Consider the following 16397-nt stretch of genomic DNA (forward strand, 5'->3'; position numbering starts at 1 on the left):
AAAATTCGTCGAATGCAGATCAGTGTAGGGGTGTATATTTCGTTATATTATTCTGCAATCGCGGCCTTATATGGCGCGCGCATTGTAATGGATATGTAACCGGTTTGCTAGCCGTAGGTGGCCACTCGAGGCTCCCGTTGTTACCAACCTGCGTTATCAACAAGATGTGAGCCATGGCCAATTTCCCCCTGCGACAGACTTTCATCATGCTTTCCGTCGGCCTTGCGGTGGCGGGCTGCAATGACGACCGGATCCACAATATTTGCAGCAACCATCCCGAGCTCTGTCAGGATCTGGTGGACGATGGCTGGTGCCGCTACGAGCGTACCGACATCATTCGCAGTCGCTTCTACCTCAAGGAGGAGGGGACGGATCGGCGCAAGTACGAGCTGATGCGCAACCTTGAGCGCTATCTCAAGTGTGCCGAGCGCTCTACCAACATCGAGTACAAGAATGCCCGCGAGCAGAAGAGCCCGCGGGTGGAGGGGATGCTGGCGGCCGGGGATCAGCTGGCCCAGCTCGATGTGGCCACCCGCAATTCGCAGGATCCCTATCTGCTGCTCTGGCACTGGACCAACAACACCAACGAGCTGGCCCGCCAGCAGTTTATGGCGCTGGAAGGTTCCAAGGTGCTGGATGAACCCGAGCTGCAGCTGGCGCTCGGCGGTATCTACGCCAAGAGCGACCCCGAGAAGGCCATCGCCACCCTGCAGCGCGGCCTCTCCCTCTATCGGGAGGGGGAGCAGGTCAACAGTCGCATGCTCACCTCTCTCAGCACCCTCTACATGGGTCAGAAGCAGTACGGGCTGGCCTATCTGTGGGGCAAGGTGAGCGAGTCGTTTCAGGATGCGCCTGAGGTCTCTGCCAAGCGTTTTGGCATCTATCACTCCCTGAGCAAGACCGAGCAGGATGGCTACGATGTGCGGGCTGCCGAGATTGTCGAGCAGCTCAAGCATGGCAACTACCGGCCCTGATGCAGTGATGACGACGCTCTCCCCGGCCAGCTGCTGGCCCAATCCGTTCGATCTCTCTTTCGTTCATGGCGAGGTAATCACCGATGGCCGCACCCTGGAGCGGCTCACGGTGCGTGCCGTGGTGCCCCGTGGCGACGAGCTGCTGCTGGTTCACTCCCGGGTTAACGGCGATCTGATGTTCCCCGGTGGCGGCGTTGAAGCGGGGGAGAGCCACCATGTGGCGCTGGCCCGCGAGCTGCTGGAGGAGTGCGGTGCCGAACTGATGGAAGTAGGGGCTCTGCTTGGCGAGACCCGTGAATACCGCGCCGCTCGTGAGCCGGGGTTTGATGCCTACTGCATCCGCTCGCTCTACTACTTGTGCCGGATTGGCGATCAGCTGGTGGCCCCGCAGCCGCAGCCCTACGAGATCCGCCTCGGCTTCATGCCCGGCTGGTTTGCCCTCGACGAGGCGCTGCAGACCAACAAGACCCAGTTGGCGGGGCCCTGTCCCCAATGGACGGCGCGGGAGACCCGGGTGCTGGCCCAGCTGCAACGCTGGCATCAGCAGGGGATCTTCGACCACGGCTACTGAATAGATCAAGCTGCAACGGTCAGTGATACCAACAAAAAGAGCGCCAAAAGGCGCTCTTTTTAATTGCAATGGAGGCGGTTACTTGACCTCTCTGTCGTGCGAGGTTATTTGACCTCTTCGCCCTTGGCTTGCAGATCCGCATGGTAGGAGGAGCGCACGAAAGGACCGCAGGCTGCGTGGGTAAAGCCCAGCGCCATGGCGACATCTTTCAGCTCGTCAAACTCTGCAGGCGGCACGTAGCGCTTCACCGGCAGGTGGTGGCGGCTCGGCTGCAGATACTGACCCAGGGTCAGCATGTTGACGCCGTGGGCGCGCAGATCTTTCAGCACCTCGACGATCTCTTCGTTGGTTTCGCCAAGACCCATCATGACACCGGATTTGGTCGGTACATGGGGGTGCATCTCCTTGATGCGGCGCAGCAGCTCCAGCGACCACTTGTAGTCGGCACCCGGGCGGGCGACGCGATACATGCGCGGCGCGGTTTCCAGGTTGTGGTTGAAGACGTCCGGCGGGGTGTCGCGGAATACCTCAAGGGCCTGCTCCATCCGGCCACGGAAGTCCGGGGTCAGGATCTCGATGCGGGTCTGCGGGCTGTGCTCGCGGATCTGCTTGATACAGTCGGCGAAGTGCTGGGCACCGCCGTCGCGCAGGTCATCGCGGTCCACCGAGGTGATCACCACGTATTTGAGCCCCATCTCCTTGATGGTGAGTGCCAGTTTCTTCGGCTCTTCCGGATCGAGCGCCAGCGGGCGGCCGTGGGCCACGTCGCAGAAGGGGCAGCGGCGGGTGCATATGGCGCCCATGATCATAAAGGTGGCGGTGCCGTGGTTGAAGCACTCCGCCAGGTTGGGGCAGGAGGCCTCTTCACAGACAGAGTGCAGCTTGTTCTTGCGCAAGGTGCTCTTGATGTGTTCGATCTTCTGGCTGGAGGGGGGCAGCTTGATCCGCATCCAGTCCGGCTTGCGAAGGAGTTCTTCGTTGGGATCCGGCATGAATTTCACCGGGATCAGGGCCATCTTGTCGCCATCGCGCAGCTTGACGCCCGGCTCCATACGAACGGGTTTGCTCATGATTCACTCTCGGTGTTTGTTATTGTCTGGTTGGTAGCCATCAGGGTCTGCTCGGAGCCCTCATGGTTGCACGGCATGGGGTTGCTCATGCTGCTTCTTCGGTATTGATGATCGTTTGATAGCCAATCAGGTTGGCCAGTTCGGCCACCAGAATGGATTGCGCCTCGGCCACGCTTTGCGGGCCGCCCAAGGCGCTGGTCTGGGTCATGGCCATGCCCGCATAGCCGCACGGATTGATGTGCAGGAAGGGGGTCATGTCCATGTTGATGTTGAGGGCCAGCCCGTGGAACGAGCACCCCTTGCGGATGCGCAGCCCCAGCGAGGCCAGTTTGGCCTCCATGCCGAGATCATTTTTCACATAGACCCCGGGGGCATCGGCCTTGGCATAGGCCTGGATATCGCTCTTGGCGAGGGTGTTGATGATGGCTGTCTCCAGTGCGGTCACCAGCTCGCGTACCGAGAATTTGCAGCGGCGGACATCCACCAGTACGTAGAGCACCAGCTGGCCCGGGCCGTGATAGGTTACCTGACCGCCGCGATCGCTCTGCACCACCGGGATATTGCCCGGATTGAGCAGGTGTTCGGCCTTGCCGGCCTGACCCTGGGTGTAGACGGGATCGTGCTCGACCACCCAGAACTCGTCCGGGGTGTCGGGGGTGCGGTTGTCGGTGAAGGCTTTCATGGCGTCCCATACCGGCTGGTAGGGGCGGCGACCCAGCTGCCTGACAATCAGGCTGGACTGGGCGGGGATCTGGGATGACATGGCGTCCTCGCGGCGTGCTGCGGCCAAAAACAGTCGCCCCGCAGAACGGGGCGAGAGAGAAATTACAGTACGTATTTCACCAGCTCGATCTTGCCAAGGGCGTGGTACATCGCTTCGATGTGCTCTTTGCTCTGGGCCGTCACGGTCACGCGGACCGAGTGGTAGTTGCCCTTGGAACTGGGCTGGACTGTCGGGCTGTAGGTGCCGGGGGCGTGCTGCTGCAGCACTTCAACCACCCTTTCCGGCAGTGCCGGGTCGGCAACGCCGAGCACCTTGAACGGGAATTTGCAGGGAAACTCCAGCAGTTCATCAAACTTGGTATTCATTTACTCACCTTTTGCGTCATCAACGGGATGACTTCATCTTGGATGGCTAGTGGCCGATGGCCCGTGGAGGCCGCCATTTCAAGTCTATATGGGCACGGCTCATAACTATATGGGCGCTGCCCGGACCGGGATCAAGGCCAGGATCGGTCAGACATGGATGGAAGTGCTGCTTTTTACCACAAATCAGGGTAAGGCGGAACCTGCAGTTTACAGGGTTATTCACTGCCTTTGCCGGTCACAGACAGCAGCGGCGCCTGTTGGCGCCGCTGTTTGGTGAGGATTGTGCGTCGGATTACTTGAACCAGCTGGTGACCAGCAGTACCAGGTAGTCCCACAGACGGCTCATCAAGCCACCTTCCTGCACCTCTTCCAGGGCAACCAGCGGCACCTGCTTGATCTCTTTGTCGCCCTGCTTTAGGAACACGGTACCGACGCGCTGACCCTTGGCCAGCGGCGCTTTCAGCTCGCTGTCGAGCTGGAAGTCAGCCTTCAGGTTGTTGCCCTGACCGCGGGTGACCAGCACGGAGACATCTTTGTCGACGCCCAGTTTCACTTCAGACTTGTCGCCCATCCAGATCTTCTGGGTGACCAGCTCGGTGCCCGCCTTGTACGGGGTCAGGCTCTGGAAGAAGCGGAAGCCGTAGGTGAGCAGTTTTTTGCTCTCGGCGGCGCGGGAACCTTCGCTACTGGCGCCCAGCACCACGGCGATCAGGCGCATGCCTTCGTTGTTGGTGGCAGAGGAGACCAGGTTATAGCCGACCTGGCTGACGTGGCCGGTCTTGATGCCATCCACTTGCAGGGATTGATCCCACAGCAGGCGGTTGCGGTTGTGCTGGGTGATGCCGTTGAACACGAAGGATTTCTGGGAGTAGATCTTGTACTCCTCCGGCAGGTCGCGGATCAGCGCCTGACCCAGACGGGCCATGTCGTGAGCGGTACTGTAGTGACCTTCCGCATCCAGACCGTGCGGGTTCATGAAGTGGCTGTCGTTCATGCCGAGCTTGGCGGCCCAGCTGTTCATCAGGCTGGCGAAGGAGTCGGTGCTGCCCGCCAGGAATTCGGCCATGGCGACGCAGGCATCGTTGCCGGACTGGATGATGATGCCCTTGTTCAGGTCATCGACGGAGACCTGCTTGCCCACCTCGATAAACATCTTGGAGGAGTCAGAGTAGTTCTTGGACCAGGCATTCTGGCTGATGGTCACCATGTCGGTGCGCTTGATGTTCCCCTTCAGCAGCTCCTGGCCGATGATGTAGGAGGTCATCATCTTGGTCAGACTGGCGGGCGGCAGACGCTCTTCGGCGTTCTGCTCGGCCAGCACCTGACCGGAGTAGTAGTCGATCAGAATATGGGCCTTGGCGGAGATCTCCGGCGCGGCGGGCACCACCATGGGCATGGCATTCGGGGTTGGTGTCGGCCCCGGCGTATTGGCCTGGGCGGTTACGCTGATCAGTGAGGCCAGAAGAACTGAACGGGCAAATTTGGACATCTTGAAATTCCTGCGAGCCAGATGGGGATAAAATGCGGGCCTAACTATACCAGATGCGCCCGCAGGTTATAGCCCGACATGGCGATCAGAACTGGTTTTTTATCCATCACTCCCTGTCATCACGCCATAAAACGACGTGATGACAGTGAGTAAGCGGTTAGTCACATCCGCGGCAAAAGGGGGCGATCAGGGCACGATAAAGGCCTGTTCCAGCCCGCCCTGACGAACTTTTTCCAGCACACTTGCCTGCTGGTCGGCGGCGACCGGGCCAATCAGCACCCGGAAAATGGCGCCATGGGCATCGATTCGGTAGGGCACGCCGTAACGCTGGGTCATCACCTTGCCCATCGCCTCGGCCCGCTCCCGGGAGCCGCTGGCCAATACCTGGATCATCTTGCCATCACCGCTGCTGGCGGGCGCTGCGGCCTTGGCTGGCGCCGCTTTGACAGGTGCCGCTTGGGCGGGCTTGGCCGTTGGCGCCTTGACGGGCACAGGCGCAGGGTCGGCGGCGGGAGTGGCCATCGCCAGCGCGGTCGGTTCACCCAGGAAGCCATCTTGTGACATTGTGTTGGAGGCCGCAGCGGCCGGGGTGGTCGGGGTCATTTCGATGGGCTTCATCGGCTCCATGATCACCATCTGATCCGGGGTGTCGTTGATCAGCTCCAGCCTTACTCGCGCTTCACCGCTATCGACCATCTCCAGCTGCTTGGCGGCCGCGTAGGAGAGGTCGATCAGGTGGGGGCTGTTGAACGGGCCGCGATCGTTGACCCGCACTATGGTCTCCAGCCCGTTGTCCAGATTGGTGACCCGCACATAGCTCGGGATCGGCAGGTTGCGGTGGGCGGCGCTGAACAGCTTGCTGTCCAGCACATCGCCGTTGGCGGTCTTCTGGCCATCCAGATCCGGCGACAGCCAGCTGGCGGTGCCCTCTTCGCTGTAGTGCTTGATATCGCGCCACACCTCGTTTTTCTGCTTGCCGATCCAGTAGTCCCGGTTGCCGCTGGCACTCAGGGGCTCGGGGCGCGGAATGGCGCCGGTGGCTTGCGGGATCTCGATAACGGGTGGCTTGCTGACCGGTGCTTGCTGCTCGACGGGGGTGGACTGTTCCGGCTGGCTGCTACAGGCGGCCAGCAACAAGCTCAGGCTGAGCGGGAGGAGTTTGTGACGAAGATGCATACGCTTCCTGAATGGCTTGGCTAAGTTGATACACCGCCATCGCATAGAGTGGGCTGCGATTGTAGCGGGTGATCACATAAAAGTTATGCCGTGCGACCCAGTATTCCGGTCCATCGGCTTGGGCAAACGCCAGTGACTTGACCGGCGTCTGTGGGGCCAGCGGCGTGGCGAGCTCAATCCCTTCCGCCGCCAGTTCTGACCACTGTTGTGTGAGCTCGGGCTCAGGCCTGAGTAGAGGTTCGACCGCCATCAGCCCGATCTGGGCAGGCTCGACCACGGATTCGCCCCAGCGCCACTGGTGGCTGGCAAAATAGTTGGCCACGCTGCCGATGGCATCGACCGGGTTGGCAAACAGATCCCGTTTGCCATCCCCGTCAAAATCGACAGCGTAGTGGCGATAGCTGGAGGGCATGAACTGCCCCATTCCCATGGCGCCGGCATAGGAGCCCTTGAGGCGCTCCAGCGACCAGCCCTCTTCCCTTGCCAGCAACACCAGCTGGGCAAACTCCTTGGCAAAGAAGTCGCTGCGCTCGGGGTAGTGAAACCCCAGGGTGTAGAGGCTATCGAGCACCGGATGACGACCCATCTGGCGACCGTAGAAGGTCTCGACCCCGATGATGGCCACGATGAGTGAGGCGGGCACCCGATAGGTCTGCTCCGCGCGGGCCAGCGCCTCTGCATGTTGCTGCCAGAACTGCTGGCCGTCACGGATCCGATCAGGGGTAACGAACAGCGGCCGGTAGCGATGCCAGGGTTTGGCCTCCCACGGCTTGCTGATGGTGTCGAGCACCTCCTGGCGCAGCTGGGCGCGGGCGACCGCGGCCTGCAACTCCGCCAGCGGCACCTGCTGCTGTTCGGCGAGCAGGGCCAAGCGATCCGGCGCCACGGCGGCGGTTGCCATCGTTGTGGCGAGAGAGAGCAGCAGTCCAACCCGTCTCATCAGGCGAGCAGTCTTCTATGAGTCTGGATGGACATCAGTATGCCAAAGCCGGCCATCAGGGTCACCATGGAGGTACCACCATAACTCACCAGTGGCAGGGGAACCCCCACCACTGGCAAGATGCCGCTCACCATGCCCATGTTGACGAACACATAGACGAAGAAGGTGAGGGTGATGGCGCCACCCAGCAGTCGCTCGAAGCTGTTCTGGGCCTGCATCGAGATAAACAGGCAGCGGCTGATGACGTAGAGGTAGAGCACCAGCAGCAGGGCAACCCCCACCAGACCGAACTCCTCGCTAAATACCGCGAAGATGAAGTCGGTGTGGCGCTCGGGCAGGAACTCCAGCTGGGACTGGGTCCCTTGCAGCCACCCCTTGCCAAAGACGCCGCCGGAGCCGATGGCAATCTTGGACTGGATGATGTGATAGCCGCGCCCGAGCGGGTCTTTTTCCGGGTCGAGCAGCATCAGCACCCGCTGGCGCTGGTAGTCGTGCATCAGGAAGAACCAGAGCACCGGCATAAAGGCGACCATCAACATGACCGCCAGCCCGATCAGCCACCAGCTGAGTCCCGCCAGGAAGATGACGAAGAAGCCGGAGGCGGCCACCAGAATGGAGGTGCCAAGGTCGGGCTGGGCGGCGATCAGCAGGGTGGGCAGCAGCACCATGATGAGGGCGATCACCACATGGCTGAACTTGGGGGGCAGCGAGTGGCGACTGAGCCAGGCGGCCACCATGATCGGCATGGAGAGCTTCATCACCTCGGAGGGCTGGAACTTCATAAAGCCGAGATCGAGCCAGCGCTGGGCCCCCTTGCCGATGTGGCCGAACACGTCCACCGCAATCAGCATCAGCACCACCACGGCGAACAGCGGCACCGACCAGCGGGCGTAGAGGGAGGGGGGCAGCTGGGCCATGCCGATCATCAGGGCAAAGGCGAGGCCGCCGCGCACCAGCTGGCGCACGATGGAGTCGATATCCTGACCGGAGGCGGAGTAGAGCACCACCATGGAGAGGGTCATCACGGCCAGCAGACCGAGCAGCAGGGGCAAGTCGATATGCAGCTTGTACCAGATACTCTGCTGGCGAGCTGAATTACTCATGGGGGGCGACCTCACTCGGTTGGGACGGCTTTTCCGGTGCCGGTGGCAGTTGCGGATCAGGGGGCAGCAGATAGGCATCCAGCATCTGGCGTGCAATGGGCGATGCAGCTCGCCCACCACCACCACCGATGGAGTTTTCCAGCACCAGTGCCACTACCGCTTTGGGCGCCTCAAAGGGGGCGTAAGCGACGAACAGGGCGTTATCGCGATGCTCCGCCTTGACGGTCTTGATGTTGTAAACCTGATTTTCCTTCAGACCGACCACCTGAGCGGTGCCCGATTTGCCACCCGAGGAGTAAGGCGCCTTGGCGAACGAGTGACGGCCACTGCCTTCACTGCCATGGTTGACGCGCCACATCCCCTCCTGCGCTACTTTCCAGAAGCTGTCGTTCTTGAGCTTGAGGGCGATATTGGGGTTGATGGGGGCATCGACCACCCCCGCCTGTGAGGCGGTGCTCTTGAGCAGGTGCGGGGTCACGTCGTGACCGTTCTGGGTCAGGATGCTGATCGCCTTGGCCAGCTGGAGCGGGGTGGCGCTCCAGTAGCCCTGACCGATACCGACAGAGATGGTGTCACCCTGATACCAGGGCTGGCGCCAGCGTGCCATCTTCCAGTCGCGAGACGGCATGACGCCCTTGGTCTCTTCATAGAGATCGACGCCGGTGTACTGACCGAAGCCGAACTTGGTCATGTAGCTGTGGATCTTGTCGATGCCGACCCGATAGGCGAGATCGTAGAAGTAGGTATCGGCCGAGACCTCGATGGCGCGATAGACATCGAGCCAGCCGTGGCCCCAGCGGCGCCAGTCGCGAAACTTCTTGGTGGTGCCGGGAATGGAGAAGCTCGGGCCGCCGAAATAGCGGTAGCCCGGGGTGATGGCCCCCTCGTTGAGGCCCATGATGGACATCATGGGTTTGACGGTGGAGGCGGGGGCATAGATGCCCTGAGTGGTGCGGTTCACCAGCGGCCGCGCCGGATCGTTGAGCAGCGCCGAGTAGTTGGCGCTGGAGATGCCGGTCACGAACAGGTTGGGGTCGTAGCTCGGGCTCGACTCCAGGGCCAGGATGGCGCCGGTTCTCGGATCCATCATCACGATGGCACCGCGCTGGCCGGCTAGCAGTTGCTGGGCCTTGAGCTGCATCCGGACGTCGATATTGAGGTAGATATCCTGACCGGGAATGGGCGGCTGGAACTTGAGGGTGCGGACAATCCGGCCGCGGTTGTTCACCTCGACCTCCTGATAGCCCGCCACACCGTGCAGCTGATCCTCGTAATACTTCTCCACCCCCTGCTTGCCGATATCCTTGGTGGCCGCGTAGTTGGCGAGTTTTTCTTCCTTGTCGAGGCGCTCCACGTCACGGGTGTTGATCTTGGCCACATAGCCCAAAGCGTGGGTGAGGGTGTCACCAAACGGGTAGTAGCGCTTCAGGTAAGCCTCGATGCTGGCGCCAGGGTAGTTGTGCTGGTTGACCGAGAAGAGGGCGACCTGATACTCGGTCAGCTTCTCGTAGAGGGCGACCGGCTTGAAGCGGCGCTGGCGCTTCACTTCGGCGAGGAACTTCTCCTTGGTGCCTTCCGGCAGCCCCAGCAGGGTGATCAGCTGGTCGGCGGTTTTTTCGAGATCCGTGGTCTCTTCCGGCACGATTTCCAGACTGTAGACCGGGCGGTTTTCCGCCAGCAGCACGCCGTTGGCGTCATAGATCAGCCCCCGTGGCGGCGCCACCGGCACCACGCGGATACGGTTGGAGTTGGAGCGAGTCTGGTAGGTGTCGTAGGACTCGACCTGCAGATAATAGAGATTGCCCAGCAGCACCAGCATCAGCACGACGATGCCGATGTAGGCTACCAGGGTGCGCCGGAAGAACAGATTGCCCTCGGCACTGTGATCGCGCATTTCGATGCGTTGTTTCAGCATGCCTTTACCTCAAGACCCTTGGGGGCAATAACAGCAGGAACTGCATTGTTCACTCTCTGTGATACGGGTGAATATGAGAGGTGAGACTCCAGAGACGCATGGCTCACTCTCTATGATACGGATGATTGGTGGTGATGCTCCAGGCCCGATAGAGGCTCTCGGCCACCAGTACCCGCACCAGCGGATGGGGCAGGGTGAGCGGTGACAGCGACCAGCTCTGTTCGGCGGCAGCCTTGCACTCGGGGGACAAGCCTTCCGGCCCGCCGACCAGCAGGGCGACATCGCGGCCATCAAGTTTCCACGCTTCCAGCTGGGTAGCCAGCTGCTCGGTGGTCCAGGGTTTGCCCGGAATATCGAGGGTGACGATACGCGAGCGGCCTGCGGCCGCCAGCATGGCTTCCCCTTCCTTCTGCAGGATGCGGGGAATGTCGGCATTTTTGCCCCGTTTGCCTGCGCCGATCTCGACGAGTTCAAACGGCATGTCTTTCGGGAAGCGGCGACGATACTCTTCGAAGCCATGCTCTACCCAGGCGGGCATCTTGGTGCCCACCGCAATCAACTGGATCTTCATGGTCGTTACACTTGTGCTCTTATTGCGTATTCACTTGAGCGGCACCGCTCCACAGCTTTTCCAGTTGGTAGAAGTCACGATGTTCATCCTGCATCACATGCACGATCACCGAGCCCATATCTACCAGCACCCATTCACCGCTCAGCTGCCCTTCCACGCTCAGCAGATCCAGACCCGCGTGGCGGGCCTCGCTGGCCAGATGGTGGGCAATGGCGCTGACGTGACGACTGGAGTTGCCGGAACAGACGATCATGGTGTCAGTAATGCTGGATTTGCCGCGTACATCGAGGGTGATGATGTCGCGGCCTTTCATGTCATCGATCTTGTCGATGATAAAGGCATGCAGTTCTTGGCCTTGCAATGAGTCTCTCCTCTGTTCCGGCGCGCAGCGTTTGCGTCAGGGCGGCGGATTATATCATGGTCACTCCCGTTTCCCATCGGGCGGGGCGGGATTACGACAGGGGCTAGCGGCGATTGGCGCGGTAGAGCCCCTGTTGATCAATATAGTGTGCAACCGACTCGGGCAAGAGGTAGCGGGTGTCTTGCCCCGCATCCAGCAGGGCCCGCAGCCGGGTGGCTGACAGTTCGATGGGCTGGTTGTCCGCCAGCCAGATATGACCGGCCAGCCGTTGGTGCAGCGCGCTGGCGTCAGTGGTGTGATGGCGCGCCAGCAGCTGCGCTACTTCGGCCGGATACTCCGGTTGCCAGCCCGGCCGCACGCTCACCACCAGATGGGCATAGTCGAGCAGCTCCTGCCAGCGGTGCCAGCTTGGCAGGCTCAGCAGGGAATCCATCCCCATCAGAAAACAGAGCGGCGTATCGGGCAGTTCATGACGCAGCTCGATAAGGGTATCGATGGTGTAAGAGGGTTTATCCCGTCGCAGTTCCCGCTCATCCACCACAAAGTTGCGGTTCTCCGCCGCCGCCAGTCTGACCATGGCGAGGCGCTGTTCGCTGGAGCAGAACGGATTGGCGCGGTGGGGCGGGATATGGTTCGGGATTAGCCGCATCTCGGCCAGCCCGAGGGCATCGCGCGCCTCGATGGCCGGGCGCAGATGGCCGATATGGATGGGGTCGAAGGTGCCACCAAGCAAACCGACAGGTGCCTTCAGCACGGGCTGCTCTCCATCACCAGCGGCAGCGGGGTGCCATCACGAAAGCCGAGGGCAATAGTCTGCAACATCAGCCAGGCCTGTTCGGTATCGAAGCGGCGCTGGGCATCGTCCAGCTGGGCCATCAGTTGCCACAGCTGCTGCAACTTGGCAAACGGCAGTCGGGTCAGCGCTTGCTGAATGAGCTGCTGGCGGCTCTGCCAGATGCGCAGGCGGCTGAAGTGCTCCCCCAGCGGCTGGCCGTTGCGCATGGCCAGCGACAGCTCGGTCAGCTGCTCCAGCTCGCGGCAGAGGGTCCAGGCCAGCATCCCCGGCTCGGTGCCTTCGGCCCGCAGGGCGGCCAGAATGCGCTGGGCCCGGTTCACCTTGCCCTCCAGCAGGGTATCGACCAGCTGGAACGGGGTGAAGTGGGCGTGGCGGATAATGGTCTCTTGCAGATAAGTGACGCTGATGGGCTGGGGCGGCGAGAGCAGGGTCAGCTTCTCGATCTCCTGACTGGCGGCCAGCAGGTTACCCTCGTAGGAGTGGCACATGAAGTTGATGGCATCCGGCAGCGCCTTGAGGCCGAAACGTTGAAAACGGGCACTCATCCAGCGCGGGAAAAATTTGGGCTCCGGATGGTTGACCGGCACATAGGTGCCAATCTGGTAGAGCTTGTCGAACCAGGCTGCCTTCATCTGGGTCTGATTGAGGCGAGCGCCGCTCAGCACCAGCAGCAGGTCGGGATGGAGCTGCTTGCCGATTTCGCTGATGCGGGCGGCCAGATCCTTGTCCACCTTGGCGGGCAGCTCCAGCTCGATGATCTGACGGGCGGAAAAGAGACTCATGGCCTGACAGGCATCGTAGACCTGATTCCAGTCCAGCCCCTGCTCCACCACGAAGGTGTGGCGCTCATCGAAACCCTGCTTGCGGGCGACCTGACGGATGGCATCGATGGCCTCCAGTCGCAACAGGGGCTCGTCGCCAAAAACGAGATAGCAGGGCCGAAGCCCTGCTTTGAGGTGGTCACCAAATTGTTCCGGATAAATTCGCATCAGAAGCTTGCCTGACTGAAATGAAGGCGCACAAGATTCGCGGCCTGCTTTGGCTGCTTGAACTGCGACTCGTCACCAAATTGTTCAGGATAAATCCGCATCAGAAGCTGACCTGACTCAACTGCCGGATCACCTGATTGGCCGCCTGCTCCTGCATCTCGCGGTTGAGCTGCTCCTGCTCACGGGAGGAGGCGAGCGCTGCATCCGGCTTGTTGAGGAAGCTGCGGTTGAAGTTGATGGGGAAGACCTGAGTCGGCTTGCCCGGCACCGAGATGGTGAATTGGGTACCAAAGCCCAACACATATTCGGTGTCCGTCCCCAGTGCGTTGACCGAGGCGACCTGACTGGTGCTGCCTACGCCGCCCAGAGTGAGCACCGGAATGCCCTCCTTGTCGGCCAGGGTCACGCCAGAGGCCTTCAGGCGGGTGGTAACCATCCGGTAGAAGTCGCTCTTGTTGTCGCCCACGACCTTCATGGTCATCAGCTCGCTCGGAATGCCGTTGCCGCGCATGTGAAAGCCGCAGCCTTGCAGCAGCAGACCAGCCAGCACGATGGCCATCCAGCGGGTGAAGATGGTGCCCATAGAAAATCCTCTTTGCATTAAGGGAAAGCGGCGGGCGCAAGGCCCGCCGTTATCATCCGTTTGCTGTCACAGATTGGCAATGATCAGTTGGTAGCCAATCAGTTAGCGACAATGTTGAGCAGCTTGCCAGGTACATAGATCACCTTGCGCACGGTCAGACCGTCGGTGAACTTCTGCACGGAGGCATCGGCCATCGCCAGCTTCTCGACATCAGCCTGGCTGATCTCGGCCGGTACGGTCAGCTTGCCGCGCATCTTGCCGTTGATCTGTACCACGACCAGCTTCTCGGTCTCGACCATGGCCGCTTCATCGGCCACCGGCCATGCAGCGTGATCCACGTCGTCACCCTTGCCCAGCATCTTCCACAGTTCGAAGCCGATGTGCGGGGTGATGGGGTAGAGCATGACCACGACAGCTTCCAGCGCTTCCTGCATCAGGGCGCGGTCCTGCTCGTCGCTGCCCAGCTTGGCCAGATTGTTCATCAGCTCCATGATGGCGGCGATGGCGGTGTTGAAGGTCTGACGGCGACCCACGTCATCGCTCACCTTGGCGATGGTTTTGTGCAGTTCACGGCGTACCGCTTTCTGCTCGTTGGTGAGCGCCGCCACATCCAGTGCGGCAACGGCGCCACCGGAGACGTGCTCGAAGGTGGTGCGCCACAGGCGGCGCAGGAAGCGCTGGGCACCCTCTACGCCGGAGTCGGACCACTCAAGAGTCATCTCGGCCGGGGAGGCGAACATCATGAACAGACGGACGGTATCGGCGCCGTAACGCTCGACCATCAGCTGCGGGTCGATGCCGTTGTTCTTGGACTTGGACATCTTGGTCATGCCGGAGTGCATTACCTCACGGCCTTCGTTGTCGATGGCCTTGGTGATGCGACCCTTCTCGTCACGCTCCACCTTGACGTCGGTCGGGCTGACCCAGACGTTGCCGCCCTTCTCGTCTTTGTAGTAGAAGGCGTCGGCCAGCACCATGCCCTGGCAGAGCAGACGCTTGAAGGGCTCGTCGCTGTTGACCAGACCTGCGTCACGCAGCAGCTTGTGGAAGAAGCGGGCGTAGAGCAGGTGCATACAGGCGTGCTCGATACCGCCGATGTACTGATCCACCGGCAGCCAGTGGTTGGCAGCAGCCGGGTCCAGCATGCCCTTGTCGTAGTCCGGAGAGCAGTAGCGCGCGTAGTACCAGGAAGACTCCATAAAGGTGTCGAAGGTATCGGTCTCGCGGAACGCTTCCTGACCGTTGTAAGTGGTCTTGGCCCACTCGGCGTCGGCCTTGATCGGGCTCTGGATACCATCCATCACCACATCTTCCGGTAACAGTACCGGCAGTTGATCTTCCGGCGTCGGCACCACGGTGCCGTCAGCCAGGGTCAGCATCGGGATGGGGGCACCCCAGTAACGCTGACGGGAGACACCCCAGTCACGCAGACGGAAGTTGACGGTGCGCTTGCCGTGGCCTAGCGCTTCCAGCTTGTTGGCGATGGCGTCAAAAGCGCCCTGGAAGTCGAGACCGTCAAACTCGCCGGAGTTGAACAGTACGCCCTTCTCGGTATAAGCCGCTTCGCTCACATCGACGTCGCCATCAACCGGCTTGATCACCGCCTTGATGTCGAGGCCATATTTGGTGGCGAACTCGAAGTCACGCTGGTCGTGAGCCGGAACTGCCATCACGGCGCCGGTGCCGTAGTTCATCAGTACGAAGTTGGCGACCCAGACCGGTACCTTGCGGCCATCCAGCGGGTGAATGGCATAGAGGCCGGTGGCCATGCCTTTCTTCTCCATGGTGGCCAGTTCGGCTTCGGCTACCTTGGTGTTCTTGCACTCTTCGATAAAGGCGGCCAGTTCCGGGTTGCTGGCAGCAGCCTGCAGCGCCAGCGGGTGACCGGCGGCGATACCGACATAGGTGACGCCCATGAAGGTGTCCGGACGGGTGGTGTAGACCTCCAGCTGCTCAGCCTGACCCTCAATGGCGAAGCTGATGTTGACCCCTTCGGAGCGGCCAATCCAGTTGCGCTGCATGGTCTTGACCATCTCCGGCCAGCCTTCCAGATTGTCGATGTCGTTCAGCAGCTCTTCGGCGTAGTCGGTGATCTTGATGAACCACTGGGGGATCTCTTTCTGTTCCACCGGGGTGTCACAGCGCCAGCAGCAGTTGTCGACCACCTGCTCGTTGGCCAGCACTGTCATGTCGTTCGGGCACCAGTTGACGGAGGAGGTCTTCTTGTAGACCAGACCCTTCTCGTAGAGCTTGGTGAAGAACCACTGCTCCCAGCGGTAGTAATCCGGCTTGCAGGTGGCGACTTCACGATCCCAGTCATAACCCAGACCCAGCATCTTCAGCTGATTCTTCATGTATTCGATGTTTTCGTAGGTCCAGGGCGCCGGGGCAGTGTTGTTTTTGACTGCGGCGTTCTCCGCTGGCAGACCGAATGCATCCCAACCTATGGGTTGCAGCACGTTCTTGCCATTGAGCCGTTGATAACGGGAGATCACATCACCTATGGTGTAGTTACGAACGTGCCCCATGTGTAGTCGACCAGACGGATAGGGGAACATGGACAGGCAGTAGAACTTCTCCTTGTCTACTTTCTCCACGGCCTTGAAGGTTTTCTTGGCATCCCAGTGCTTTTGCACTGCTGGTTCGATTGATTGGGGAACGTATTGCTCTTGCATTGGTGACATCCGGATCTGTGAAATGAATAGATAAATCAGCTGGGAAATCGCAATAGAATACCCATATCCTGCGGCGGCAACAACCGCCAGCGTCC

At 60.9% G+C, this 16397-nt stretch carries 16 protein-coding genes; 2 read left to right on the forward strand and 14 right to left on the reverse strand.

What is annotated here, in order from left to right; genetic code table 11:
* Window positions 1–173 precede the first annotated feature (173 nt).
* Together OKC40_RS05480 and OKC40_RS05485 are read left to right on the forward strand one after the other, a co-directional pair.
* The gene (locus tag OKC40_RS05480; protein ID WP_058052715.1) at window positions 174–974 is read left to right on the forward strand and encodes a DUF2989 domain-containing protein; all 801 of its coding nucleotides are present in this window, start codon (window positions 174–176) and stop codon (window positions 972–974) included.
* A 7-nt stretch (window positions 975–981) separates the two neighbouring features.
* Window positions 982–1545: an NUDIX domain-containing protein gene (locus OKC40_RS05485; RefSeq protein WP_270794457.1), complete on the forward strand. Its 564-nt coding sequence runs from the start codon at window positions 982–984 to the stop codon at window positions 1543–1545.
* 104 nt (window positions 1546–1649) lie between these two features.
* Here OKC40_RS05485 and lipA read toward each other — a convergent pair whose 3' ends face one another.
* The 14 genes from lipA to leuS form a co-directional block, all read right to left on the reverse strand.
* On the reverse strand, window positions 1650–2615 hold the full coding sequence (lipA, locus tag OKC40_RS05490) for a lipoyl synthase (RefSeq protein ID WP_042658562.1): 966 nt from the start codon (window positions 2613–2615) through the stop codon (window positions 1650–1652).
* Window positions 2616–2700: 85 nt separating this feature from the next.
* Window positions 2701–3378 (reverse strand): lipoyl(octanoyl) transferase LipB, encoded by a 678-nt coding sequence (gene lipB, locus OKC40_RS05495; RefSeq protein WP_042658563.1) that lies wholly within the window; start codon window positions 3376–3378, stop codon window positions 2701–2703.
* A gap of 62 nt (window positions 3379–3440) precedes the next feature.
* On the reverse strand, window positions 3441–3704 hold the full coding sequence (gene ybeD, locus OKC40_RS05500) for a DUF493 family protein YbeD (RefSeq protein WP_042061038.1): 264 nt from the start codon (window positions 3702–3704) through the stop codon (window positions 3441–3443).
* A gap of 292 nt (window positions 3705–3996) precedes the next feature.
* Window positions 3997–5193, reverse strand: coding sequence for a D-alanyl-D-alanine carboxypeptidase family protein (locus OKC40_RS05505; protein ID WP_270794431.1), 1197 nt, complete (start codon window positions 5191–5193; stop codon window positions 3997–3999).
* Between the two features lie 186 nt (window positions 5194–5379).
* Window positions 5380–6369 (reverse strand): septal ring lytic transglycosylase RlpA family protein, encoded by a 990-nt coding sequence (locus OKC40_RS05510; protein WP_270794432.1) that lies wholly within the window; start codon window positions 6367–6369, stop codon window positions 5380–5382.
* Window positions 6311–7309, reverse strand: coding sequence for a lytic murein transglycosylase B (gene mltB / locus OKC40_RS05515; RefSeq protein WP_270794433.1), 999 nt, complete (start codon window positions 7307–7309; stop codon window positions 6311–6313). Before mltB ends, OKC40_RS05510 begins: the two co-directional genes overlap by 59 nt.
* Window positions 7309–8412 (reverse strand): rod shape-determining protein RodA, encoded by a 1104-nt coding sequence (rodA, locus tag OKC40_RS05520; RefSeq protein ID WP_042061047.1) that lies wholly within the window; start codon window positions 8410–8412, stop codon window positions 7309–7311. Before rodA ends, mltB begins: the two co-directional genes overlap by 1 nt.
* Window positions 8405–10327, reverse strand: coding sequence for a penicillin-binding protein 2 (gene mrdA, locus OKC40_RS05525; protein WP_042061050.1), 1923 nt, complete (start codon window positions 10325–10327; stop codon window positions 8405–8407). The genes rodA and mrdA overlap by 8 nt, the downstream gene beginning before the upstream one ends.
* 103 nt (window positions 10328–10430) lie before the next feature.
* Window positions 10431–10898, reverse strand: a complete 468-nt coding sequence (rlmH, locus tag OKC40_RS05530; protein ID WP_005335166.1) for a 23S rRNA (pseudouridine(1915)-N(3))-methyltransferase RlmH — start codon at window positions 10896–10898, stop codon at window positions 10431–10433.
* Window positions 10899–10917: 19 nt separating this feature from the next.
* The gene (gene rsfS, locus OKC40_RS05535; protein WP_033135359.1) at window positions 10918–11259 is read right to left on the reverse strand and encodes a ribosome silencing factor; all 342 of its coding nucleotides are present in this window, start codon (window positions 11257–11259) and stop codon (window positions 10918–10920) included.
* Between the two features lie 103 nt (window positions 11260–11362).
* On the reverse strand, window positions 11363–12013 hold the full coding sequence (gene nadD, locus OKC40_RS05540; RefSeq protein ID WP_270794434.1) for a nicotinate-nucleotide adenylyltransferase: 651 nt from the start codon (window positions 12011–12013) through the stop codon (window positions 11363–11365).
* Entirely contained in the window at window positions 12007–13044 is a 1038-nt protein-coding gene (gene holA / locus OKC40_RS05545) for a DNA polymerase III subunit delta (protein ID WP_270794435.1), read from the reverse strand. The genes nadD and holA overlap by 7 nt, the downstream gene beginning before the upstream one ends.
* Before the next feature lie 100 nt (window positions 13045–13144).
* Entirely contained in the window at window positions 13145–13627 is a 483-nt protein-coding gene (locus OKC40_RS05550; RefSeq protein ID WP_005335160.1) for an LPS-assembly lipoprotein LptE, read from the reverse strand.
* 98 nt (window positions 13628–13725) lie between these two features.
* The gene (leuS, locus tag OKC40_RS05555; protein ID WP_139409512.1) at window positions 13726–16302 is read right to left on the reverse strand and encodes a leucine--tRNA ligase; all 2577 of its coding nucleotides are present in this window, start codon (window positions 16300–16302) and stop codon (window positions 13726–13728) included.
* Between the last annotated feature and the right edge of the window lie 95 nt (window positions 16303–16397).

The organism is Aeromonas sp. QDB11 (assembly GCF_027705265.1).
GTDB classification, from domain to species: Bacteria; Pseudomonadota; Gammaproteobacteria; order Enterobacterales; family Aeromonadaceae; genus Aeromonas; species Aeromonas allosaccharophila.

Coding starts and splice junctions, on each gene's coding strand:
- OKC40_RS05480 (WP_058052715.1), top strand. CDS start 174: ATGGCCAATTTCCCCCTGCGACAGACTTTCATCATGCTTTCCGTCGGC.
- OKC40_RS05485 (WP_270794457.1), top strand. CDS start 982: ATGACGACGCTCTCCCCGGCCAGCTGCTGGCCCAATCCGTTCGATCTC.
- lipA (WP_042658562.1), bottom strand. CDS start 2,615: ATGAGCAAACCCGTTCGTATGGAGCCGGGCGTCAAGCTGCGCGATGGC.
- lipB (WP_042658563.1), bottom strand. CDS start 3,378: ATGTCATCCCAGATCCCCGCCCAGTCCAGCCTGATTGTCAGGCAGCTG.
- ybeD (WP_042061038.1), bottom strand. CDS start 3,704: ATGAATACCAAGTTTGATGAACTGCTGGAGTTTCCCTGCAAATTCCCG.
- OKC40_RS05505 (WP_270794431.1), bottom strand. CDS start 5,193: ATGTCCAAATTTGCCCGTTCAGTTCTTCTGGCCTCACTGATCAGCGTA.
- OKC40_RS05510 (WP_270794432.1), bottom strand. CDS start 6,369: ATGCATCTTCGTCACAAACTCCTCCCGCTCAGCCTGAGCTTGTTGCTG.
- mltB (WP_270794433.1), bottom strand. CDS start 7,309: ATGAGACGGGTTGGACTGCTGCTCTCTCTCGCCACAACGATGGCAACC.
- rodA (WP_042061047.1), bottom strand. CDS start 8,412: ATGAGTAATTCAGCTCGCCAGCAGAGTATCTGGTACAAGCTGCATATC.
- mrdA (WP_042061050.1), bottom strand. CDS start 10,327: ATGCTGAAACAACGCATCGAAATGCGCGATCACAGTGCCGAGGGCAAT.
- rlmH (WP_005335166.1), bottom strand. CDS start 10,898: ATGAAGATCCAGTTGATTGCGGTGGGCACCAAGATGCCCGCCTGGGTA.
- holA (WP_270794435.1), bottom strand. CDS start 13,044: ATGCGAATTTATCCGGAACAATTTGGTGACCACCTCAAAGCAGGGCTT.
- OKC40_RS05550 (WP_005335160.1), bottom strand. CDS start 13,627: ATGGGCACCATCTTCACCCGCTGGATGGCCATCGTGCTGGCTGGTCTG.
- leuS (WP_139409512.1), bottom strand. CDS start 16,302: ATGCAAGAGCAATACGTTCCCCAATCAATCGAACCAGCAGTGCAAAAG.